Origin of the sequence: Adhaeribacter aquaticus DSM 16391, assembly GCF_000473365.1 — a bacterium.
GTDB classification, from domain to species: Bacteria; Bacteroidota; Bacteroidia; order Cytophagales; family Hymenobacteraceae; genus Adhaeribacter; species Adhaeribacter aquaticus.
This window is the reverse complement of sequence record NZ_KI421517.1, coordinates 4,675,253-4,698,992: the sequence shown is the minus strand read 5'-3', so window position 1 is coordinate 4,698,992 and position 23,740 is coordinate 4,675,253. Positions and strand designations below refer to the sequence as shown.

The window sequence follows — 23,740 nt, the reverse complement described above, 5'->3', positions numbered from 1 at the left end:
GTAAGGGAATTATAATTCAAAAGCAGGCACTTCAATTACTTCCCCTGGTTTCATATGGCTTAAATGTATATTGCCTATCCTAACCCGAATCAATCGTAAAGTGGGAAAGCCCACGGCAGCAGTCATTTTTCTTACCTGGCGGTTTTTTCCTTCGGTAAGGGTTATTGCTACCCAACTGGTGGGGCCATGCCTGTCGTCCCGAATTTTACGGGGACGGGGAGCAAATTCCGGCTCATTTTCAAGTTTATAAGCCGAACAGGATTTGGTTACATATTTAATGTTGCGCAAGCCTATTTCCAAGCCATTTTGTAAATGGGCGATGGCTTCCGGAGTAATATCACCATCTACCTGGGCAAAGTATTCTTTTTCTATTTTAGAACTGGTAATAAAATTACTGGCTTTCCCATCGGTAGTCAGTAGTAATAACCCTTCGCTATCTTGATCTAAGCGGCCCACGGCCATTGTGCCTTCCGGAAACGGATATAATTCGCCTAGCAATAGCTTTTTTTTAGCATCCGTTTTAAACTGGCTGATATAACCAAAGGGCTTATGTAAAATAAAATGACGATGTGACATGAAACGATCAGCGCCTGAAAGAGTAGCGTTAAGTTTAGAAAAGGTAAAATTACAAATTACCTGGCAACTACAGCTAATTTATATATTTAGCAGGTGGTAATTAAGTTAAAGCATAATTGGCCAGGAAAGAAAAAGCTGCTACTAAGTTTAAGTTGGTAGCAGCTTTTAAAATTTTTCGAATTTTAAACTCTTTATTTATAGAACCTATTTCATGTCGTTGATTAGGTACATGTAGAAATTACCAGTGCGTTAATGATGGTTTCCTGGTCCGTAGTTTAACATATAAAATAGTCCAAATTGCCCTACACTGTTACGGGTATCTGGTAAGCGATTGCCCACACTATTAATATTGGTAATGCCAAAAGTCCAGCGGGCATCTACGCCTAAGCCAGAGGAATGTAAATAGCTTACACCTACAGGTATTGAAAAATCTGTGGACTTAAAATTCTGAATCCGGTTGGCTTTAATGTCATTTACTTCGTGGTTAGCACTTAACAGAAAGCCAACTTGTGGCCCAGCCTGTAATCGGAAACCGTTATTAAACATATATTGTACCAGCACTGGTACATTCAGATAATTTAAATTGGTTTTGTTTTCAGCATTATGGGATACATGTTTGGCGCCCTGGGCAGAGTAAATAATTTCAGGCTGGAGAGCAAAGTGGTCAAACAGATGAATATGAGCTAATAAACCTCCGTGTACCCCAGGTTTAAATTCTGCTTCCCCCTGGTTTTTGTAAATAAGGTTGGCGGCATTAACGCCTGCTTTTAAGCCAAAATGAACATCTTGTGCTTTAGCGGCCTGTACGCAAATAAACAAGCTAAAAATAAATAAAATCTTTTTCATAGTTATTAGGGTTAGTTTTTTTAAAGGCGAACAGGTAATACTTTTCCTGCTCAATTATAATTTGCCTTATAAACGTTAAATAAATTAGAGAGGTTAAATAATGTAATTATTTTAATATAATCCGCTGGGCAAGAGCTTAAATATAATTTTTCTTTTTAATCAGGAGGTAAAGGATAGGATAAATAATTGGCTAGATTCTTCTTTTTATAATTTACTGCTGCCCATAAAAAAAGCCGGAAATTCATTTTCCGGCTTTGGGTAGGTTCCTTTTAATGAATTTTTGTTTTAACCAGCATTTTGTTGGTTATTCTTGAATTCTTTATCTGAGCTGTCGGCACCGCGCGTAGTGTTCGATGGGTTTGCATGGGTGCCTTGTGGATAATCTGAGTCAGGACGAGATTTTCCTTTTTTTGCTCCTTCGCCACTTCCTTCCCGGCTGGGTTTGTTTTCGCCGCGGGTGTTATCTGCGCCACCTGCTACTGGTCCTTCTATGGGCCCTGGTTGCTGGCCACTAACACCCACTCCTTTACTTGAACTGTCGTTTAAATTCTCGGCATCTCCGTTATTTCTCATTATTCTATCTCCTTAATTTAATATTAAACAATGTTCATTTTTTCTCCAGATAAATCCGGAGCTTTAATTGTACGGGTAAAGTATTTAATAAGGTTAAGAAATTTAAAGTGCCTGCCATTGCGCATTGTTTTAAGCTTCTGCTATATAAATAACGGGAGGATTAAATAGGATTAATTGTGTTCCGTAGGCTACTTGTTTTAATTTATAAAAATTTAAAAAATTATATAAAATAATAAAATTAAAACTTACTTAGGAATGATTGTTGTACGTATAATGGTACTTGTAGAGAGGAAGATAAGCCTTGGGCTTATTGATATAATAGGAGAGGTATGAATAAAAATAAAATAAAACAATTCAGATATATATTGCCAGTTTTATTGCTGGCTATTTTAGCATTTGCCAACCCGCCCGCCAATTTGCTAAAAGAGATAAAAGCTAATCTGGAAACATTCCGGAACCAGTATTCGCCCGAAAAGGTGTACCTGCAACTAGATAAGCCTTATTATGCTCCCGGTCAATCTATTTGGATGAAAGGTTATGTAGTGGATGCGACCAATCTCAGACCCTCCACCAAAAGTGGTGTGTTGTATGTAGATTTAATGAATGGTAAAAATCAGGCAGTAGAGCGACTAACCTTAAAAGCTGAAAATGGGAAAGCAAAAGGTGATGTTCAATTGCCAATGGATTTGCCAGCCGGCGAGTATCGGTTAGTAGCCTATACCCAATGGATGCGGAATTTAGGAGAAGAAAGCTTCTTTAATAAGGAGATAAAAATAGTGGGGGCAAATGATGAAAAGGCAATAGCGGCCCTTGCTTCAGGAGCGATAGATTTGCAGTTTTTTCCGGAAGGCGGTGATTTGGTAGCAGGATTAAAGAGCCAGGTGGCCTTTAAAGCTACTGCGGCAAACGGAGCAGGAGTACCTGTTGCAGGCGCTGTTTTCGATGAACAGGGAAACAAGCAGGCGGATTTTTCGGATGCTCACCTTGGTATGGGTGCTTTCACCTTGCAGCCACAAGTTGGTAAGCGATATATAGCCAAAGTAAAAACTAAAGAAGGTAAAACAACCACGTATCCGTTGCCAGCGGCTAAACCATCAGGTTATGTTTTAAGTTTAAACGAAACACCAGATGCCAGGACGCTAGCAATTACTATAGCAGCAAATACTACTAATTCAGAGCCTTTAGTATTAACTGGAATTAGTCGGGATGCCATTGTTTATGCTGAAAATATAAATATAAAATCTGGGGAAGTACTCCGGAAAAATATTGACACGGAGAAATTTCCGGGTGGTATTATCCGGTTTAATTTAGCCCGGGCTACCGGCGAGCCGCTGGCAGAAAGACTGGCTTTTGTTTATAATCAGGAGGATTTGACAGTAACCCTAACAGCAGATAAAACAGCTTATAACAATAGGGAAAAAGTAACCATGTTGGTGGCTGCAAACGATAGAAGGGGAAATCCTGTTTCTGCTGATTTATCGTTGGCGGTTATCGATGCCGATTTGGTAAAGTATGGTAAAAATAGTCAGAATATTAAATCTTATTTGTTGCTGACTTCTGATTTAAAAGGATATGTAGAACAGCCGGGATATTATTTTGAAAAAAGTAGTCAGGAGCGAAGAACTGCTTTAAACTACCTGCTAATGACGCAGGGATGGCGGCGGTTTGGCTGGAAAGAAATAGCTAACGGTGCCTTTCCGGTTCTTAAGTTTCCTAATGAAGAAGGTTTATCTATTAAGGGTAAATTAGTAACCAACAAAGGAAAGGCGGTAGAAGGAGGCGAGGCTTTGTTGTATTTGCAAGGCCAGACAACTTCCTTTATTACAACCGAAACAGATAAACAAGGCCAGTTTGCTTTTAATGGTTTTGATTTTACCGGTAATGTAGATATGGTTGTTCAGGGAACAGATGCCCGCGGCCGCCGCCATAACCTATTAGTTAAAATGGACGACAATAATTTTGTGCCGCAGGCTTCAGGTTTTAATGAGCCCTGGTACAATAACCTGCTGGCTAATATAGATAATAATTTCATTAAGGCCAGTAACCACCAGTTAGCCAGTGTTGCAGAAGCCAATACCAATTATACCCTTCGAAGTATTCTATTGCCTAATGTAGAAATAAAAGGTGAAAAGGATATGTATGTTCCTTTTACCTTGCATCAGAAAGCAGATGTGGTTTTAAATAGAAGAGAATTGGCTATTGCACCTTCCGGAAATATTTTAGAAAGTTTACAGGGGCGGGTAGCTGGTTTGCAGGTTTTCCGGACTGGTCAAAATCAATTTCGAGCTAGTATTCGGGGGCAGCAAAATTCTCCCTTGTATTTACTGGATGGTATGCCTATTTCGGAAAGTACACTTAATAGTTTAAATCAATTTGATATTAGCCGAATAGAAATTTTGAAGAATATGTCTAGTGCCGCTATTTATGGTGGACGGGCTTCAGGAGGCGTGATAGCGCTATTTACCCAACGTACTAACGAAGACCAAGGAGAGGTTAAGCCAGGAACATATATTATTGTGCATAATGCTCGTGGTTACAGCAAAGTGAGGGAGTTTTATAGCCCGCAATACGAAGGACAGGCACCAGCCGGGAATGAGCCAGATTTGCGTTCTACAATTTATTGGAACCCAAGTGTGAAAACAGATGCTCAAGGCAAAGCTACTGTTACTTTTTACACCGCAGATCGGACTACTAGGTATCAGGCAATTGCCGAAGGTATTTCGGATGATGGTAAGCCAGGAAGTGGTGAAGCTACTTTTGCTGTAACAAATAAAAAACGTAATCTTTAGTTTAAGTATAAAAGCCAGCTAACTTAAAACAGCTGGCTTTTTTTATTCTTCCTGTAATAGTAATTCATTACTTTATTTTTAATTTTTATTGATAGTGGGACTGCTCCTATATTTGAGGTAGTTTTAGTTAATTCTGGTGCTTTTGCTTATGCTTAAAAATGTATTTTTTGTCTTTCTGTTATTTTTTGCCTTGAACACGTATGGACAGGAAAAACTGGAATGGCAGGAAAATTATAAACTTACGGTATTAGATTTTAAAGCAGAGCCACCTGTAAATGAACCCGGATTAACTTACCATTTAGTAGCAAAGCTTACTTTTCACCCTGCGTTATCTGGTGCTACCGCCAAGAAGCTTTCGGATGTAAATTCTGCGGTTACAGTAGTCTTTGTTCCGGAGCACTCCTGGTTGCACGAAGGGGAGGGAACTGAAATTTTGTTAAAATATGCGCAAATGGAGCTTGATTTATTGGAATTGTATGCCCGGAAATACCGGCAGCAGCTTTATAATTCCAGTTTAAAACCCCTTAGTTTACCTTTTGTAAAGCAAACCCAGCAAGCCTTATTAGCCGAGTTGGAAACCAGGCGGGTACAAATGCAGCAAGCTGGTGCAGAGTCAGATATTTCAGCTGATAAATACCACCAACAAATTTTGCGGGAAATTGCATCGCTGGCTTTATTTTGCAAAGCGTGCAGACTATCTTCAGCGGGATAGACTTACCTTCCTATTTACTTTAACCAAAATTTCTATTAGCTGAAGCGCTTCTTTGGGTAAGAAATCTTTTGCTCCACATTTAGGAGTGCTAAGGCATTTCCTGGTGGAGGTTTTTTTTAACCTTTTTCTTTGGGGTAAAATTTTATTTAAAATATAATTGGTTTTATATAATATTTATAGTTTTATTTTAATGCTATTATATATAAATTATACAATTTTAATTATGTCTAATATTTAGAAAATTAATAAATATGATTTGCTGAATTTATAGCTATATTTTTAAAAACAGCAGATAATTAATGGTTTAATAAAATTTTAGGCTCATAAAATTAAACTTATATTTTTTAAATCAGTAAAATATAACTTGAAAGATAAAGGGTATATCTTGGTAAAGTTTAATTTTAATTGATTTTATTAACTATGAAAAAGATAATTTATAAACCAATGGCAGCTTTGGCAGTAGCGGCGCTGACTATGTTTAGCTGCTCCAGTTCCAACAATATGGCTGCTAGTACTGGCACCGATATGCAAAGTTCTGTAAGAAGCGGAGGTATGACGGACACTGGCACCTCCTCTTATAATGCTACAGGAGTAAGTTCTAATGCTGGCACTTATTCTACTACAGCATCTGTTGCTGGTTCTTCTGAATTATTAGACATGATTTATACTAATACAGAAGATAAAGTGCTTAATAAAGATTTATTCGATGATATTGCAAAAACAAAGAAATATGATGCGCTTTCTTTGTTGAGAAAAAGCCCTAACCATACCACCTTTGTTACGCTTTTAGAAAAAGCTGACTTAGTAAATGCTATCGATCAACAGGAAAGAGTAACTATTTTTGCGCCAACAAATGCTGCTTTTGCCCGGGTACCAAGAGAAAAAATGATGGCTATGTTAGAACCGGAAGGAAAAGCAGCTTTAGCTAGTATGCTGCAAGCGCACGTTGTTTCTGGTCGGATTTTTACTAACCAATTTGGTAGAAGTAATTTAGTATCATTAAGTAATGATCCTAGCCGATATTTGCCTGTTGGTACTACACCAGCCGGTACCACAAATATTGGCGGAGCTATTATATTAAATGCTAATGTGAAAGCCTCTGACGGGGTGGTGCATATTGTAGATAATATTATAAATCCTGTTCCGGCCCGCACCAATCCTTAATTAGTGGGTGTACAATCCTATTATTATTGAAAAGCCCTGCCATATATTGGTAAGGGCTTTTTTATTTTAAGAAACCCGAACCAATAATTTGGATCATTTACTCCTTCAAATATGTGTTAAGTAAGGTGAAAATTATGCTTATAAAGTAAATGGTTGTACCCGTTGAAATTATTTAATCACATGAGGTATTGGCCCTTATTTAATTCTTCTTTAAAAGTAAAAATGGGTTGTTTATACCTGATAGTATAGGTGCCTGTGGAGCAGTTATAATTAGAAGTAGTAGAACAAAGAATAAGATTTTAGAAAATTAAATATTTTAAAGGTTCGTTAAATTAACTAATAATTATAAATTGTAAAGTATGTTAAGTTAGAAGTTGATATTTATAAAAATGGTATATTTCCTATACTGTTCAATAATTTTCAAATAATTTTAATGCTATAGGTGATATAATATAGATTAATCAAAAATAATTGACTTATTTTAAATAATAATTAAATTAATAGGAGTTTCAGTTGTCCACGGATAATATTTTTTTTAAGACAGTTTTTGATACAATTGCTGAAGGCGTAATCATTAGGAATGCTCAAGGTGAAATTGTAGAATTCAATGAACAGGTAACAAAAATATCAAGGCTTTCTAAAGAGCAGATAAAAGGCGAAGTTCCATTGCCGAGTGGTTGGAGGAGAATTACGACAGATGGTGATACTTTTCAGGAAGATGACTTACCAGGTATTATTACGCTAAGAACAGGAATTCCTCAGAATAATGTTATAATGGGAATAGATTTAGGCGAAGGAGAACTAATATGGATTCGCCTTAACTCCCGTCCATTTAAGATAAACGACGAATTATTTGTTATATCTACTTTTTTAGATATTACCGAAAAACATAAGCTCGATCAGGACCTGAAGAAAAGTGAAGAACGTTGGCACTTAGCCCTGGAAGGTAGTGAACTGGGCGTTTGGGATTGGGATACCCAAAGCCAGGATCTTTATTTTTCGGATTACTGGAAAGGTTTATTAGGTTATAGCCCCGGTGAAGTTGAAAATAAGTTGGAAGCCTGGCAGAATGCCATTCATCCCGATGATCGTCCGCGCGTATTTGCAGAAATTGAAAAACACCTAAACGGTACTACTCCCGGATACCATATAGAACACCGTTTGCTTTGCAAAGATGGTAATTACCGATGGCTCCTGACATCCGGTAAGGCCTTAGTCCGGTCGCCGGAAGGAATTCCGTTACGGCTCGTGGGTACCATTCGGGATATACATGCTACTAAAGTTTTTCAGGAAGCCCTCCGCATCACCGAAAGTACTTTCTCCAGTGCTTTTCATTTCTCCACTATTGGTATTGCTTTAGTTGATCCGAGCGGCTCCTGGCAAGATGTAAATCCGGCTTTACTGCAAATGCTTGGCTATTCAAGAGCAGAATTGCTTTCCCTGACTTTTCAGGATATTACTCATCCAGACGATCTGGCAGCTGATATGGGCTTTGTGCAGCAAATGCTTAATAAGGAAATTGATAATTACCAGCTGGAGAAACGGTATATTCTTAAGAACGGACATTATATCTGGGCTTTATTATCGGTGTCTCTGGTATGGGAAAATAATGAGCCGCAATATTTTATTTCTCAGATTGTAGATATTTCTAAAACCAAAGAACTTATATCTGAACTGGAGTGGAAAAACGATTCGCTTAACACGCTATCTCTGGACCTGGAACATAAGATAGGGCAATTAGAAGAATTTAACCGAATTGTAGCCCATAACTTACGTGGTCCGGCAGGAAATATTAAAATGCTGCTAGATGTTTTGCCTGATAGCTGCCCTGATGTTGCACATGTACCTTATTATGACATGCTGCGGGATACGAGTAGCAATCTGCTTTCTACCCTGGATGAACTGATGAAGATTGTGGAGGTCCGCCTAAATAAAAATATTCAGTTTGAGAATTGCAATGTGCAGGATATTATTAACAGCCACTATGTGAATTTTAAGGCTCAGATAAAGGAAAGAAATATAATAGTGGAGGAGGACCTGGAAGAGCCGGAAATAAGCTACCCTAAGGTATACCTGGAAAGTATTTTGTATAATCTGATTAGTAATGCTATTAAATACAGCCGTACCGATGTACAGCCCCATATTCAGATAAAAACCCGCCGGGAAAAAGGCAGAATGGTTTTACAGGTCAAAGACAATGGTTTGGGTATTGACCTGGAAAAATACGGGAACCAGGTTTTCAAACTGAAAAAGATATTCCACAAAGGCTACGATAGTAAAGGGGTTGGTTTATTTATCATAAAAAATCAAATAGAAACTTTTGGCGGACAAATAACCTTGATAAGTAAACCATTCGTTGGTAGTGAATTTACAGTTACTTTTTAATCCTTGTATATGAATAAAATGGCTATCATAAGCTTAATTGATGACGATGTAGTTTATCAGTTTTTAACCAAAAAAATAATTGAGGAAACAGGGAAGGTAGAAACAATTCTACAATTTACCGAGGCTCAGGATGCCATTGATTATTTGTGCCTGCACCACCAGGACATTGAAAAATTACCCGATCTGATATTACTGGATTTAGAAATGCCTTTTATGGATGGATGGCAGTTTCTACAGGAGTACAATCAAATAACTTTTGCTAAAGATATTACCATTTATATTGTTAGTTCCTCAACGAGTGCGGCTGATAAAGATAGATCGGAGCGTATAGATGAAGTTAAAGGATTTATAATAAAGCCTATTTCCAAGGAAACTTTTATGGAGGTTTTCAGCAGGGCTTAAATAGTTTGCAGCTTCTTATAATTATCAATGTGGCTGCTAAAAAAACATTAATTGGTAATTCCTGATTAAAGCAGAAGTTTATAGGCCTGAGATTAAGCTTGCCTTTTTATACGCTAAGAACAATCTTTTTGGAACCTGATTTTTTTGCAGCTTTTTCAGTTCTCTTATTTGGAGGAGTAGTAGTCGGGGTCGGTTTTCTCTTTGCCAAAAGAAAACACCTGTAAAATTAAATATCTTTAGTTTATTCTTTTATAATAGAAAGTCTTAAAGAAAAAGCGTTATCAGACTACTGTAGCCAGATAACGCTTTTTCTGCTAAAAGAGCCTTTAACTCCGGTTTAATATGAGCTTTGATCTTGTTTAAAATATACATTAAAAACAGATCCTTTGCCTTCTAAACTTTCTACGGAGATCCGGTCTCCGGTATTTTCTAGCATTTTCTTTACAAGGAATAAGCCAATGCCAGAACCTTCTACATGAGAATGCGCTCTTTTAAACATATTAAAAATTTTGTTTACTTGGTTTTCCGGAATGCCTAATCCATTATCAGCCACTGATAATAGATATTCGCCGGTAGGAGTAATGCTGGTACTTATTCGTATCTGGGGATGGCGGTGCGGATCGGCGTATTTTATAGCATTGGAAACCAGGTTGTACAATATACTCCGCAAATTTTTGCGCGAATAAAATAGCTTCTGGAATTCCTGTTTTTCTACTATTATTTCAGCATTCCGAGTTTTAATTAAATCCCGCATGCTTTCCCTGACATCTTCTAAAACAGCCTGAAAATTTACGCTTTCAACTTTATCTTTTCCTTGTTGGATATTGGTAATATCGGCCAGATCACTTATTACATTTTTTAAGGTAGTAACGGTACTTTCCATCATGAATAGTATTTCCTGATGTTTATCCTTTTCAGTACCTAAATCTTCCCCCAAAGCTAGTAAAAGACCTTCCAGGTTGGATATAGGCGATTTTAAATCATGAGAAGCTGTATATACAAAGTTATCCAGGTCGTTGTTTATGGCAACTAGTTCTTTATTTTTCTTAGTAAGTTCTTCGTTTCGGCGGCGTTCGGTTAAGTCGCGAGTAACCTTGGCAAAACCCAGCAGGCGGTTTTCAGCATTATGCACCGGCGATATTACTACGTTGGCCCAAAAAGCTGTACCATCTTTCCGGATGCGCCAGCCTTCATCCTCAAAACGTCCGGTTTGCAAAGCCCTGGTTAATTCAAATTGCGGAAAGTCGCTTTCTACCGCTTCGCGCGGGTAAAAAGCAGAAAAATGCTTGCCTATAATTTCTGTTGACTTGTACCCTTTAATGCGTTAAGCCCCCGCGTTCCAGCTAACAATAAGCCCATCCGGATTAAGCATAATAATGGCATAATCTTTAACACTCTCTATGAGCATACGGGTTTTTTCTTCACTTTCTTTAAGTTCTTCGTTTATCCGAAACAGTTGTTCTTCCAGTTGCTTTTTCTCACTAAGGTCACGGGTTATTTTAGAAAAACCTATCAGTTCCTGCCGGCTGTTATAAATGGCAGTTATTACCACATTGGCCCAAAAGGCTGTTCCATCTTTCCGGTACCGCCAGCCTTCATCTTCAAACCTGCCGGTGGTCCGGGCCACTGAAAGTTCATATTCCGGGAAGCCTTTTAATACCAGGTCGCGGCTATAAAATTTAGCAAAGTACTTGCCAATTATTTCGGAGGCTTCGTATTGTTTAATACGTCTCGCGCCTGCATTCCAGGTAGCTACATGGCCGGCTGGGTCCAGCATAAAGATAGCGTAATCTGTTACCCCTTCTACCAATAACCGGTACCGCTCTTCACTGTCTTTTAATTCTTCGTAGGCTTTATATAAATCGTCTTCTGCTTTTTTACGTTCTGATAAGTCTCGGGTAACTTTAGAGAAACCAATAAATTCCCCTTTTTTATTATAAATGGTGGTTATAATAACGTTTGCCCAAAAAACCGAACCATCTCTACGCACCCGCCAGCCCTCGTCTTCGAATTTCCCTTTCGCTTTTGCTTCTTTCAGTTCAAAGAGTGGAAATTCCCTGGCATTTGCTTCTGAGGTATAAAAAACTGAAAAATGTTTACCAATTATTTCGGAGGCGTCGTATTGCTTAATGCGTTTGGCGCCTGCGTTCCAGGTAACTATATGGCCGGTAGGGTCCAGCATAAAAATAGCATAATCTGTTACTCCTTCTACCAATAACCGGTACCGGGCATCAGTTATGCGATTTTCATCTGTATTGTGATTTTCCAAACCTGTTGTGCTTCCAGAGGAAAAAGTATCAATATCTGTTACTTTACTCATTATAGTAGTTAAACATTTTAAAGAAAGTTTTCACCTGCCAAATGAGGTGAACAGCACCAACCAACCCTTCTAAAAGCAAAAGAAATAGCTTTGGGAAAACTAACTAAAACTGGGTTTGTAAGTAATAGTAATAGGCTTTTATTTCTTAGCTTCTATAAAACTTATTTTTTACGTATAAATAGTATGAATGGTTATTTATTAGTTGCTGGTTAACGCAAAAATCAAAAGGTAAGTAAGTGTCTTTAAATTTTGGTTTAAGTTATTTATTTAAAAAAGAAAGCGGTAGGCAGGGCAGGAACATTTTATTATTTTGAAAATTTAATCTTTAATGGACTTGTGGGATGAATATAGTAAACTTGAAGTTTACGCCTTCCTTACTTTCCACCTGAATATGGCCGCCATATTTGTCTTGAGTGCGCTTAACAAGGTAGAGTCCAATGCCACTGCCTTCCACATAACTATGAAACCGTTTAAAAATAGTAATAATCGAGATTTTATAAAATTTTAAAATAACTCGACTGCCTTTATGGTATATTTTTATTTTGGTGGATCGGTGGGTACCGGAGGCGGCAAGGTAGAAGTAATAAAAGAATTTATCTAAGCTAATACCTCTAAAGCGGATCATGCATCAATATATTAAGTTTAACAATTAAAAAAAGTCATATCCAAACCTATGGCTTTTTTAATTGTTTTTCAGTACCAAGCAATTAATAAGGACTAGCTCGTTAAAAAGACTGAGGCAGGAAAATAGTGAATTGTGTTCCTACGCCTTCGGTACTGTCTGCTTCAATTCGGCCCCCGTTGTTTTCAATGGTTGCTTTTACAATGTACAGACCAATTCCGCTGCCTTCTACATGGCTATGAAACCGTTTGAATATGGTAAACAGTTGCGAAAGCTGTTTTGGGTTCATGCCTAAACCATTATCTGAAAAATGAATTTCTACGCCGCCTTCTACTTTTTTGGTGCCAATAGTAACAACTAGCTGGCGTTGGGGTGAGCGATATTTAATAGAATTAGAAAGCAAATTGAATAAAACACTGCGCAGGTGTATCTGGGAGAAAACAATAACATCTACTTCATTTAACACTTTTATTTTTGCATTACAAGCTTGGATATCACGGTCCAGCTCCTGCTGGATTTCTTCCATTAACCTCGAAATAGAAACATTAACTTGTAAACCAATAATGGTCTGCTGAGAACGGATAATCTGGGCCAGACCATCTATGGTTCTTTTTAAACTAGAAATAGAGTTTGCCATTAAATGGACCACTTTGACCTCTCCATTCAGAATAGTTTCCAGAGCCGGCCGTAAATCTTCAAACAAAATCTCAATATTATAGATGGGCGTTTTCAGGTCATGACTCGTCATTTGTACAATAAATTCCAGGCCCTGATTTATCCGTAATAGTTCCTTATTCTTGGTTTCCATATCCAGGCTGCTTTTTATTACTTCCTGAGCCATCAGGGCCAGTTCCCGGTTACCCTGTTGCAGTTCAACATTTCGCGATTGCGCTTTATCATGGGCATTTTGCAGCCTGGCATGCGCTTTTTGTAAATGGGCATCAAAGGCGTTTAGCCGTTGGAGGTAAAAATAGGTAAGGGGCAGGGTAATCAGACAAGTCAAGAGAAAAAGGCTCAGAATGCTTAATCCTGGTGGTAAGTGCCACCGGTTCAGGGTAAATAAGTAAAACCCAATGAAAATAGGGGACACCAATAAAAAATAACCAAACGTATAACGGGCGAGGGTGCCACCTGCAAACCGGCTGGAAAGTAATTTTAACCATCCTTTAGATGGACAATAGGTTAATAAGGCTAAACTTTGAAAGCAAAAGCCCAAAATCACCAGATTTGCAACATTATTATAATCAGCCTGGAAGGCCAAGCCGTTTATGCCATAAATATTACCGATTAAAGAGGCGTAGGTCACAATAAAAAGTAATCCTGCCAAAATCTGGGCGGCTCCAATCCAATCGAGGGTAATTATAAAAATGGTAATAGTGAGCAGTAAAAAACAGACGGTACTAAATACCGGCAACCGAATAGGTATAGTTTCTGCGTATTTACTGGAGGCGTAGGAAAGCAGCCAATCATCTATTCCAAGATCAATGCTGAATATATGCTCGTAAAGGGTTGAAAGGCAAACGAAAGATACGGCTACTAGTAATAACCGGGATATGATTATTTTTTTATAAAAAAGTAATAAGGTGCTTACTCCCAGTAAAATAAAGGCTATGGCGGCATTTACTTTTATGGTGGCGCCATCGGAGAAGCCATGTTTAATAACCGGTAAATCCAACATCCAGCCACCTAAACCTAACAAGCCTATTGCAATTACCAACCAGGTAAAAGTTTGAGAAGCAAGGCGCCATGTACTTATTAATTTATGTTTGGCCTGATGCATTTTGTTGGTTATCTAAACCTGGTAAAGAATAATAGTTTTAATCTTTTTATGTTTAATTATTTATTCTCCTCGGATCCAGGTGTTATTTCATTAAAACAGGAGGGAATATTTCCCGGTAGTACAGTACGTATTTTGCCCTGTATTTAATAAAAAAAATTAAAAAATCAAACAATTTTAGGAGAGGATTTTTGGTGCTAAAAATGAAAAACGTTTTAAAATTTAAAAAATTTTAATTCAGGAACTATATAGTGCTTTAAAAGAGAAAGCCATAGCATTTTTGCTATGGCTTTCTCTTTTATTATTGATTTTAATTTAATTTTTAAGAAAATGAATATTGGCGTAACCAGTCTTCTGCTTTGCTTTTATCATCAAAAACCTGGGCCTGAAAAGATTTTAGATTAGAATAAAAGTTGTGAGCGGTAGAGCCTCCAAAGGTTTCCGGTGTGGTAATCATAGCAAAATATTTTAACCCGGCCCGGGCGGCCTTGGGTGCCCAATCATTCAAAACCCATTCTAAAGAATGATCCCAGCCGCCTACTATCAGGCGGGTATCATTTAATACACATTTATAACCAGCTTCTGCCAGGGCATTGGTATAGGCGGCAGCTCCTGTTTTAATATTTTCTTCCGTTAAATAGCCCATCCAGTTTACATGCACCCACTTATTTTTATCATCTACATCTATGGTTAGAAAAACGCGACCAAAAGGATTCCTTAGTTCTTGTATCATGTTAGCTATTGAAAATACAAAGGTATTAAACGAAAGTTTAAGAGTAAAGCCGCCATTAAGTATAGCTTAAATCAAATATCAGATTGTTTCTTTAGTTTATGGTTTTCTCGTTGAAAATGAGAATTTTAAACGTTTAATCTTTTAAAATATCCATAACAAATATATTTAAAAAATAGGTGAAGCTGGCTGTTTGGGTTAAACAATCGATTAAAATACCTGTTTCAAATAAGTAGAAATTATGTACTTTCGCCCAAGCTACAGGTCTTTATTTTCTAAACATTTGCGGGAAATTCAGTTTTAACCCGGTGCCATGCCTACAAACGAATGAAAAATAATACCATCCGATATTTAATTGTTGTTTTTGGCTTTACGCTTGTTTTATTATTAATTAGTTCGGTCGCCTCTTACATAAGCATAAACCGGCTGGTTAGTAGTTCCAATTTCATCAATAAGGCTAATGCTGTTTCGCTGCAGTTAGAAACCATTGTTTCTAACATTAAAGATGCAGAAACCGGTTTCAGAGGTTTTGCTATAACCCAGGACTCCAGTTTTCTAGAGCCTTATAATGGTGCTTATAACCGCGCCATGGAAAACTTTAGCCATACTCAAAATTTAACGGCTGAAAACCCGGTTCAACAAAACCACCTTCGCCAATTAAAGCCCCTTATTGATAAACGGTTTGCTATCTGGGAAAGAGCCTTAAATGGTGAGTTTGTAATAGGCAACCGCCGACGAATTTTTAATGAAGGCAAAGTTGTAATGGATCAGATCAGGGCTCTGGTAGATAAGATGGAGGAAGAAGAGGCCAGTTTAATCTCGAACCAGAACCAGTCACTTAAAAAATATATTACCGCAACTCCCGTTCTGGTCTTAAGTACGGCTTTTATAACGGTACTGATTACACTGTTAGCTTTTTTCCGGATCAGGAGTGATTTCAGAAAAAGTCAGGAGTTACAACAACAGTTGGAGTTGTCTGCCGAAACGATGAAGGAAAGGGTGACCCTGATTTCCGACATGGTGAAAAGAATATCGGAAGGAGACTATCAGGTAAGAATAGAGGACCGGGAGAAAGCAGGTATGGGGGTATTGGCCGATGCTTTAAACCGGATGGCTTCCGATTTGCAAAAAAACCAGGAAGAAGCAGCACAACAGGATTGGTTACGCAAAGGCTACATTGAACTGAATGACCAACTAAAGGGAGAAAAAAGCCCGCAGCAGTTTTCGCAGCATGTATTAACCGAAATGGCTAAATACTTGAATGGTAAAGTAGGCTTATTTTATATGTTAGACGACACTTCTAACCTGTTGAATCCTACCGCTTCGTATGCTTGTTCTTTGGAAGCCAATAAAAACATAGCCATGGGAGAAGGCTTAGTAGGGCAAGCGGCTTTAGATAAGGCTCCTGTGGTTTTAACCAATGTGCCGGATAACCTGGTTAAGGTTAATTCGGGTTTGCTGGAGGGGCCCCCGACTACAATTATTATCCATCCGCTGATTTATAATGACGAGGTGCAGGGCGTGCTGGAACTGGGCCTAATGGGCGAAGTAACAGAAATAGAAAGTCAGTACCTATATTGGTGTGGGCAGAATGTGGCCAATGCCCTGGTAACAGCTAAAAACCGGTGGCGGGTACACGATTTGTTACAGGAAACGCAAGCCCAGGCCGAGGAGCTTCAGGTACAGCAGGAAGAATTACAGCGCAGCAACGCGGAACTGGAAATGCAGTCGCAGAAATTACAGGCTTCGGAAGAGGAACTGCGGGTGCAGCAGGAAGAATTATTGCAATCTAATCAGGAACTAGAGGAGAAAGCGCAAATACTGGAAGAGAAAAACCAGTTTATTGATCAGAAAAGCCGGGAATTAGTGCAGTTGTATAAATCGCTGGAAGAAAAGAACCGGGAGCTTGAGCAGGCCAGTAGATATAAATCGGAGTTTCTGGCGAATATGAGCCACGAATTACGTACGCCCCTGAACTCAATTTTATTGTTAGCCAAGCTGCTGGCCGATAGTAAAGACTTGGATTTAGGAGACGACCGGTACGAGTATGCCCGGGTTATTCATAGCTCTGGTATAGGCTTGCTGGAGCTCATAAACGAGATACTGGATTTATCCAAAATTGAAGCAGGCCAGATGCAGATTTCTATAGAGGAGGTGCCATTTGTAGAAATAAAACAGGATTTAATAGCCATGTTCAATCCCTTAGCTAAGGAAAAAGGATTGGAGCTGGTGTTAGATTTTGATGCCACATTGCCGCATTCGTTTAAATCTGATAAGTCGCGGTTAGAGCAAATTCTGAAAAACTTACTTTCTAATGCCATAAAATTTACCGAATCAGGACAGGTAAGTTTAGAAGTAAGCCGGCAGCCAGTAAGCAATGTAAAGTTCATAAACAGCCAGTTAAATCAGGTTGAAGTAATTGCTTTTAAAGTAACAGATACTGGTATTGGCATTCCGTTAGAAAAGCAGGCCTTGGTTTTTGAAGCTTTCAAGCAGGTGGATGGTTCCAGTAGGCGCAAGTACGGTGGAACCGGATTAGGCTTGTCTATCAGCCGCGAAATAGCCAAGTTATTGGGCGGTGAAATCCAGTTGGAGAGCGAGCCAGGAAAAGGAAGTACGTTCACGCTTTATTTACCTATCTATTTGGTTGATGAAAAAGATCAGACATTGGAGATAGAAGCCCAGCCAGCTTCACCTGCTAAAGAACTAATTAAGGTAACAAAAGCATTAGCGGGAACGGGCACTACCAAAGAAGATACAGAAGCAACCAATAGTCCTGCTCCGGTATTACCGTATATTCAGGTACCAGATGACCGTGATTTTCTTAATCCGCAGGATAAAGCCATATTAATTGTTGAGGATGATATTCCTTTTGTAAAAGCTCTTATTCCTTTTGTGAGAAGTAATGGGTATAAAGCTTTAGTTGCTACCCGTGGCGACGAAGGAGTTTTATTAGCCCGCAAATACCAGCCGGTAGGTATTTTATTAGATATAAATTTGCCGGTAATGGATGGCTGGAGTGTAATGGAGCAATTAAAACAAGATTTTGCTACCCGGCATATTCCTGTACACACCATGTCTTCGGACGAAGCCCGGCGGAAAAGTTTAAATCTTGGTGCCATTGATTTTATTAGTAAGCCCTTAGCTGAGAAAGAACTGAACCAGGTATTGCACCGAATAGAAGAAGTAGGGCAGAAAACAAGCCGGATGTTATTGATTATTGAAAACCATCAGAAACACGCGGATGCCCTATCGCAGTATTTTCAGGAGAATAACATTCAGACAACAGTAGCACTTTCAGGTGAGGAAGGTTTAAGCCTGCTTAAAAAAGAGCCTTTTGATAGTGTTATTCTGGATATATCGGTGGATGAAAAAGTAGCCTTTAGCCTACTGGATCAGATAAAATCTGATAAACGGTTTGAAACGGTGCCGGTAATTGTTTACACGGGTCATACCATAACTACTGAAGATGAGAAGCGCATAAACCAATATGCCGCCACCAGTATTGTCCGAAAAGCCAATACCTACGAAAAGCTTTTAAATGAAGTAAGTATCTTTCTGCACCTGGTACAGGAAAACCAGGAAGGAAATACAAAAGAAAAGCGGAGGAATAAACTTATAGATCGGGATTTGGCCGGAAAAACCATATTGATTGCCGATGATGACGCAAGAAATATTTTTTCTTTATCTAAGGTTTTACAAAACCATGAGGTAAATGTTATTACGGCAGCAAATGGCAAAGAAGTAATGGCTTATTTGGAAAAAGAACTCCATCTGGATGCTATTTTAATAGACATAATGATGCCCGAAATGGATGGATACGAAACAGCAACGGCCATTCGGAAAAATTCTAGGTATAAAAACATTCCCATTATTGCCGTTACGGCCAAAACAATGCCTAACGACCGAAACAAATGTATAGAAGCCGGAGCTTCGGATTACATTGCCAAGCCGGTAGATATAGACCAGTTGCTATCGCTTTTACGCGTGTGGATGTATTAATTTTTTTAGCTGACAAAAGAATATAATGGCAACAGACAAAAAAACTGTTTTAATAGTAGACGACGAGCAAAGTAATATTTTTGCGTTATCGGCCGTGTTAATTCCTCGTGGCTTTACTTGTACCGCTGCCTTGAACGGAGAGCAATGCCTAAATATATTAAGCGAGCGGACGGCTTTTGATATTATATTGATGGATATTATGATGCCTTTTATGGACGGCATTGAAACCATTCAGATGATCCGGGAATTGCCCCAATACAAAAACACCAAAATAATTGTAATAACCGCCGACGATAATCCGGCCCTGCGATTAAGAAGTATGGCGGTAGGAGCCAATGGTTTCCTAAATAAACCAATAGACGTAGATAAACTAGTTGCCCTATTTTAATTCTTGAGCAAAAATGGCTGATAAACCTTTAGTTTTAATTGCTGATGACGATGCCCGCAATATTTTTGCCTTAAAAGCAGTATTAAGTACAAAAGGGTATGCAGTAATTACGGCAACTAATGGCCGCGAGTGCCTGGAAGTCCTGGAAAAAGCTCCTCAGGTGGATATTGTGCTGATGGATATGATGATGCCCGAAATGGATGGATATGAAGCCACGCAGGCAATCCGCAAAAAGCCGGAATTCCAGCATTTACCTATTATAGCCGTTACTGCACAGGCCATGGTAGGCGATAAGGAAAAATGCCTGCAAGCCGGTGCCACCGATTATATTTCTAAACCAATTGATGTAGAACAACTGGTGCAGGTTATGAGTACATATATCACCAAATAATAAGTGATAGGGCATGCAGGAGTTGGCTTTAAAAATTTCCGAGGAAGAGCTGGATCAGTTTTTAAAAGTAATCATTAAAGTTTACCGCTTTGATTTTTCTTCCTACTCGCGGGAGTCGCTAAAAAGGCGGGTAAACCGGGTATTGGCTCTGGAAAAGTTTCCCAGTATTGCGGAGTTGCAGTACCAGGTTATTTCTGATCCGGATTATTTTAGTCATTTTGTAGAAGAACTGACTGTAAACGTAACAGAGATGTTTCGGAATCCTGCTTTTTTCCGGGCTTTGAAAGAAGAGGTGTTTCCAAAACTGGCCCAACAGAAATTTATCCGGATTTGGCATGCAGGTTGTTCTACCGGTGAAGAAGTTTACTCGTTAGCTATTTTACTCCAGGAAGCTAATTTATTGGAGCGATCCCTGTTGTATGGTACCGATTTAAATCCGCAGGTTCTTCACAAAGCAAAATCAGGATTATTTCATATTTCTACCCTTAGAACTTACTCGGAGAATTATATTCAAAGTGGCGGACAATCTAGTTTGTCAGAATATTATACCGTGCGGTACGGACAAGCCCTTTTTAAAGAAGAGTTGCGCCGGAAAATGGTTTATTCTGTGCATAATTTGGCCACCGATCAGTCTTTTAATGAATTTAACCTGATTTTATGCCGCAACGTTCTCATATATTTTAATCGCGACCTGCAGGATAAAGTGTTTGGTTTATTTACTCAAAGTTTACCGAATGGAGGTTTTCTGGCTTTAGGAGCCAAAGAAACCTTACAGCACTCCAATTTTAAAGATTATTATACTTATTTAAACAAACAGGAAAGAATTTGGTTGAAGCTATAAAATAGATTAAATTCTATGCAGGAGCAGGCGTATAAACTAGTTGTAATAGGAGGATCTGTTGGTAGTGTTGGGGCTGTAATGAAAATAATTCCTGAACTATCGCCTAATTTTAAACTCCCTATAATTTTGGTTTTACATCGCAGCGCTACTTCGCACAATGGTTTTATAACTAATATTTTGCAGGATAAATCACCTTTGTTTATTAAGGAGGCTGAAGAAAAAGAACCTGTAGCGCAAGCAACGGTTTATGTAGCTCCGGCTGATCATCATTTACTTATTGAAAGTGATTTTACATTTAGCCTGGATGTTTCTGAAAAGGTACATTACAGCCGGCCCAGTATCGATGTGACCTTTGAAAGTGCTGCCCAGCATTATACATCCAACCTTATAGGTATTTTGTTGACTGGCGCTAACACCGACGGTGCAGAAGGAATAGCAGAAATTGCCAAATCAGGAGGCCTAACCATTGTGCAAAAACCTGAAACAGCTGAAGTGGATACCATGCCCCAAGCAGCTATTAAAACAGGCCAGGTACAACATATATTAACCCTGGACGAAGTAATTAATTTCCTGAACAACCTGTAAAACCTAATTATTACTAGTCTTAATACTTTTGTAATAGTATGTAGCCTGTCCTGACCCACAAGCTTAGTTTTGGCTTTATTAAAAATAAAAGTTTAGATAAGTCTGCTTCAGGGTAATTTTGTGCAAGAAGCAATATTAATATTCTAAAAAAGTATCTAACATTGCCTGGTTATTAAATATATTAACGAATGGTAAAGCGTTTTGCCTGAAATTTACCTACAGAAGCATAATGGAGGAAGTAATTAGTTGGTTAAATAATATTATTTGGAGTAATGCGCTTATCTTATTTTGTCTTGGCGCAGGTATATATTTCTCCGTTGTTACCCGGTTTATGCAAGTCCGCTATTTTCGGGAAATGCTTCGGTTGCTTTTCGCGGGTAAATCTTCGCAGGTAGGAGTAAGTTCTTTTCAGGCTTTTGCTATTGCAATTGCTGGCCGGGTAGGTACCGGAAATATTGCAGGGGTAGCTACGGCTATAGCCATGGGTGGGCCAGGCGCTATTTTCTGGATGTGGGTAATGGCTTTATTAGGCAGTGCAACAGCATTTATTGAGGCTACCTTAGGACAAATTTATAAAGAGGTAAAAGATGGCCAATATAGGGGAGGGCCTGCCTATTATATTCATAAAGGCTTGGGGCTTAAGTGGTATGCGGTACTATTTGCAGGTGTAACTGTATTCAGTTCTGCAATATTTTTCCCGGGAGTGCAAAGCAACAGTATTGCCTCCAGCATGCAAACAGCTTTTGCTGTGCCTCCTTATATCACTGGCCTCGTTATCACCTTTCTGTTAGGACTTATAATTTTCGGCGGCGTAAGACGAATTGGGAAAGTAGCTGAGGTAGTGGTGCCGTTTATGGCAGGTGCTTATATTCTTATGTCGGTTATTGTTATTGCCATTAATTTCAGAGAAGTGCCGGCAGTTTTTAGTTTAATTATTAAATCGGCATTTAATTTGGAGCCCGCTTTTGCTGGAGTTTTTGGTATGGCAGTTTCCTGGGGAGTTAAAAGAGGAATTTACTCCAATGAAGCCGGTATGGGATCGGCTCCTCATGCGGCGGCGGCGGCCGAAGCTAGCCATCCGGCCAAGCAAGGTTTGGTGCAGGCCTTTTCAGTTTATATTGATACTCTATTTGTTTGCTCGGCTACGGCTTTTATGATATTATTCACCGGGCAATACAATGTTCAGAACCCGGAAGGCGGTTTTTTGGTAGAAAATTTACCAGGGGTAGGCATAGGCCCGGTTTTTACCCAACAAGCTGTAAATATCTATTTCCCATCCCTCGGTAGTAGTTTTGTGGCTCTTTCCTTATTGTTCTTTGCCTTTACCACAATTATGGCTTATTACTATATTGCGGAAACAAATCTTAGTTTTTTAACAGCGATTACCAATAAATGGCTGTTGTGGTTATTGCGGCTACTTACGCTGGCAACTACTTTTTATGGTTCCATAAAAGCTGCCGAAACTGTCTGGGGACTGGCCGATATTGGGGTAGGTTTAATGGCCTGGCTTAATATTGTTGCTATTCTTTTGTTACAAAAGCCGGCCTTAAAAACCTTAAAAGATTACCAGGCACAAAAAGCAGCCGGTAAAGAACCTGTGTTTAATCCCACCGCTTTAGGAATTAAAAATACAGAAGTCTGGAATAAATAAGTTTAGATGCCGTGTTTTTGTTTTGGCTGGCAATGGCGAAACTAAAAAAAGTAATCAGGCCCGTAGAGGTGCTTATTTGTGGGGTTAGTAGATACTAAAAAAGCCACAAGCGATAAACTTGTGGCAGAGGTGTATTTATATCTAATTTAGATGCTAGCTAATAAGCTTTACGTTTACCGCATTAAGACCCTTTTGTCCTTTTTCCACTTCAAAAGAAACTTTGTCATTTTCTTTAACCGACACGGTTAGTGCGTTTTGGTGGATGAAAATGCTTTCTTGCGTTACGTGATCTTTTATGAATCCATAACCTTTGGAAGCATTAAAGAAGCTAATAGTGCCTTTCCGGATTAAATCAGCCGGATCAATAGGCGCCTGTCTGGATACGCCAATTTGAATTTCTTCCTGGCTTATTTCTTTTTTCTTCTTTGAGGGATCGGGAGGCGTATTGGTAATATTACCGTTATCATCTACGTAGGCAAACATTTCTTCCAAATCCTGGCCTTTAGCTGAGGTAGCTTTCCGGTCTTCCTTTTTCTGTTCTTTGTCTTGCCGCTTTTTTAATCTTTTTTTCTCTTTTTCTTTTTTACTAAAGGTTTCTTGTGATTTCCCCATATTGTATTGTTAATCTTTCTTTTTTTAAGGTAATAGGATGGAAGGCTTTTAGGCCTGGCCTCAGGTTAATATTGGAACAGGAAATTTGTTCCGTTGCGGATCCACTTTTCGAAAAAGTTATTATCATTAAATTCACCAGAAACTAATCCGGCTTCTGTATTATCTTTATTGGACCGGGTGCCCAAAAAGTTTTCTAAAAACTTTTGATTAGTCGGAGACCAATCTTTTCCCTTTTGCAGAGCTACGCATAGATATTCGCGTGTAATGGGATCTACCAGGTATTTTCTATTCATTTTTAAGAATTTAATTTTTAAACCCTTTTCTGCAATGGCTGCAAGAACTAATTACTTGTTGAAAAAAATAAAAAAGCCCTA

21 protein-coding genes are annotated in these 23,740 nt (G+C 38.7%); 11 read left to right on the top strand and 10 right to left on the bottom strand.

Annotation, left to right across the window (positions count from 1 at the left end; translation table 11 throughout):
* Window positions 1-9: 9 nt before the first annotated feature.
* The 3 genes from ADHAQ_RS0123185 to ADHAQ_RS26885 all read right to left on the bottom strand — a co-directional run bounded on the left by ADHAQ_RS0123185 (window position 10) and on the right by ADHAQ_RS26885 (window position 1,995).
* Entirely contained in the window at window positions 10-576 is a 567-nt protein-coding gene (locus ADHAQ_RS0123185) for a pseudouridine synthase (protein ID WP_026464962.1), read from the bottom strand.
* A gap of 249 nt (window positions 577-825) precedes the next feature.
* Window positions 826-1,422, bottom strand: a complete 597-nt coding sequence (locus ADHAQ_RS0123180; RefSeq protein ID WP_026464961.1) for a porin family protein — start codon at window positions 1,420-1,422, stop codon at window positions 826-828.
* 285 nt (window positions 1,423-1,707) lie between these two features.
* On the bottom strand, window positions 1,708-1,995 hold the full coding sequence (locus ADHAQ_RS26885; RefSeq protein WP_051360119.1) for a hypothetical protein: 288 nt from the start codon (window positions 1,993-1,995) through the stop codon (window positions 1,708-1,710).
* A 329-nt stretch (window positions 1,996-2,324) separates the two neighbouring features.
* Here ADHAQ_RS26885 and ADHAQ_RS0123165 point away from each other — a divergent pair, with 329 nt between their 5' ends.
* From ADHAQ_RS0123165 to ADHAQ_RS0123145, 5 genes are all read left to right on the top strand, one after another.
* A complete protein-coding gene (locus ADHAQ_RS0123165) occupies window positions 2,325-4,784 on the top strand; it encodes a TonB-dependent receptor plug domain-containing protein (protein WP_026464960.1) in 2,460 nt (819 codons plus the stop codon).
* 148 nt (window positions 4,785-4,932) lie between these two features.
* A complete protein-coding gene (locus ADHAQ_RS0123160) occupies window positions 4,933-5,496 on the top strand; it encodes a hypothetical protein (RefSeq protein ID WP_026464959.1) in 564 nt (187 codons plus the stop codon).
* A 420-nt stretch (window positions 5,497-5,916) separates the two neighbouring features.
* The gene (locus tag ADHAQ_RS0123155; RefSeq protein WP_084523958.1) at window positions 5,917-6,660 is read left to right on the top strand and encodes a fasciclin domain-containing protein; all 744 of its coding nucleotides are present in this window, start codon (window positions 5,917-5,919) and stop codon (window positions 6,658-6,660) included.
* Between the two features lie 513 nt (window positions 6,661-7,173).
* Window positions 7,174-9,045 (top strand): PAS domain S-box protein, encoded by a 1,872-nt coding sequence (locus ADHAQ_RS26880; RefSeq protein ID WP_051360118.1) that lies wholly within the window; start codon window positions 7,174-7,176, stop codon window positions 9,043-9,045.
* Window positions 9,046-9,063: 18 nt separating this feature from the next.
* Window positions 9,064-9,447: a response regulator gene (locus ADHAQ_RS0123145; RefSeq protein WP_211240608.1), complete on the top strand. Its 384-nt coding sequence runs from the start codon at window positions 9,064-9,066 to the stop codon at window positions 9,445-9,447.
* Window positions 9,448-9,784: 337 nt separating this feature from the next.
* Here the strand turns inward: ADHAQ_RS0123145 and ADHAQ_RS28760 are convergent, their stop codons facing one another.
* The 5 genes from ADHAQ_RS28760 to ADHAQ_RS0123120 form a co-directional block, all read right to left on the bottom strand.
* Window positions 9,785-10,768 (bottom strand): sensor histidine kinase, encoded by a 984-nt coding sequence (locus tag ADHAQ_RS28760; RefSeq protein WP_281172393.1) that lies wholly within the window; start codon window positions 10,766-10,768, stop codon window positions 9,785-9,787.
* A 3-nt stretch (window positions 10,769-10,771) separates the two neighbouring features.
* Entirely contained in the window at window positions 10,772-11,767 is a 996-nt protein-coding gene (locus ADHAQ_RS28755; protein WP_245590653.1) for a PAS domain-containing protein, read from the bottom strand.
* Window positions 11,768-12,092: 325 nt separating this feature from the next.
* Complete coding sequence (locus ADHAQ_RS0123135) at window positions 12,093-12,392, bottom strand: sensor histidine kinase (RefSeq protein ID WP_026464956.1); 300 nt, start codon at window positions 12,390-12,392, stop codon at window positions 12,093-12,095.
* Between the two features lie 100 nt (window positions 12,393-12,492).
* Window positions 12,493-14,169, bottom strand: a complete 1,677-nt coding sequence (locus ADHAQ_RS27475) for a sensor histidine kinase (RefSeq protein WP_051360117.1) — start codon at window positions 14,167-14,169, stop codon at window positions 12,493-12,495.
* Window positions 14,170-14,488: 319 nt separating this feature from the next.
* Window positions 14,489-14,899: a hypothetical protein gene (locus tag ADHAQ_RS0123120; protein ID WP_026464955.1), complete on the bottom strand. Its 411-nt coding sequence runs from the start codon at window positions 14,897-14,899 to the stop codon at window positions 14,489-14,491.
* 324 nt (window positions 14,900-15,223) lie between these two features.
* Here ADHAQ_RS0123120 and ADHAQ_RS0123115 point away from each other — a divergent pair, with 324 nt between their 5' ends.
* From ADHAQ_RS0123115 to ADHAQ_RS0123090, 6 genes are all read left to right on the top strand, one after another.
* Window positions 15,224-18,898 carry a response regulator gene (locus ADHAQ_RS0123115; protein ID WP_026464954.1) on the top strand — a complete coding sequence of 1,225 codons (3,675 nt, stop codon included), beginning with the start codon at window positions 15,224-15,226 and terminating at the stop codon, window positions 18,896-18,898.
* Between the two features lie 25 nt (window positions 18,899-18,923).
* Window positions 18,924-19,286, top strand: coding sequence for a response regulator (locus ADHAQ_RS0123110; protein ID WP_026464953.1), 363 nt, complete (start codon window positions 18,924-18,926; stop codon window positions 19,284-19,286).
* A 13-nt stretch (window positions 19,287-19,299) separates the two neighbouring features.
* Entirely contained in the window at window positions 19,300-19,677 is a 378-nt protein-coding gene (locus ADHAQ_RS0123105) for a response regulator (protein WP_026464952.1), read from the top strand.
* A 13-nt stretch (window positions 19,678-19,690) separates the two neighbouring features.
* Complete coding sequence (locus tag ADHAQ_RS0123100; protein WP_026464951.1) at window positions 19,691-20,518, top strand: CheR family methyltransferase; 828 nt, start codon at window positions 19,691-19,693, stop codon at window positions 20,516-20,518.
* 15 nt (window positions 20,519-20,533) lie between these two features.
* A complete protein-coding gene (locus ADHAQ_RS0123095) occupies window positions 20,534-21,103 on the top strand; it encodes a chemotaxis protein CheB (protein WP_026464950.1) in 570 nt (189 codons plus the stop codon).
* A 229-nt stretch (window positions 21,104-21,332) separates the two neighbouring features.
* Entirely contained in the window at window positions 21,333-22,754 is a 1,422-nt protein-coding gene (locus ADHAQ_RS0123090) for an alanine/glycine:cation symporter family protein (protein ID WP_026464949.1), read from the top strand.
* Between the two features lie 153 nt (window positions 22,755-22,907).
* Here the strand turns inward: ADHAQ_RS0123090 and ADHAQ_RS0123085 are convergent, their stop codons facing one another.
* Both ADHAQ_RS0123085 and ADHAQ_RS0123080 read right to left on the bottom strand, forming a co-directional pair.
* Window positions 22,908-23,366, bottom strand: a complete 459-nt coding sequence (locus ADHAQ_RS0123085; protein WP_026464948.1) for a cold-shock protein — start codon at window positions 23,364-23,366, stop codon at window positions 22,908-22,910.
* A gap of 65 nt (window positions 23,367-23,431) precedes the next feature.
* Entirely contained in the window at window positions 23,432-23,659 is a 228-nt protein-coding gene (locus ADHAQ_RS0123080) for a type 2 periplasmic-binding domain-containing protein (RefSeq protein ID WP_026464947.1), read from the bottom strand.
* Window positions 23,660-23,740 lie beyond the last annotated feature (81 nt).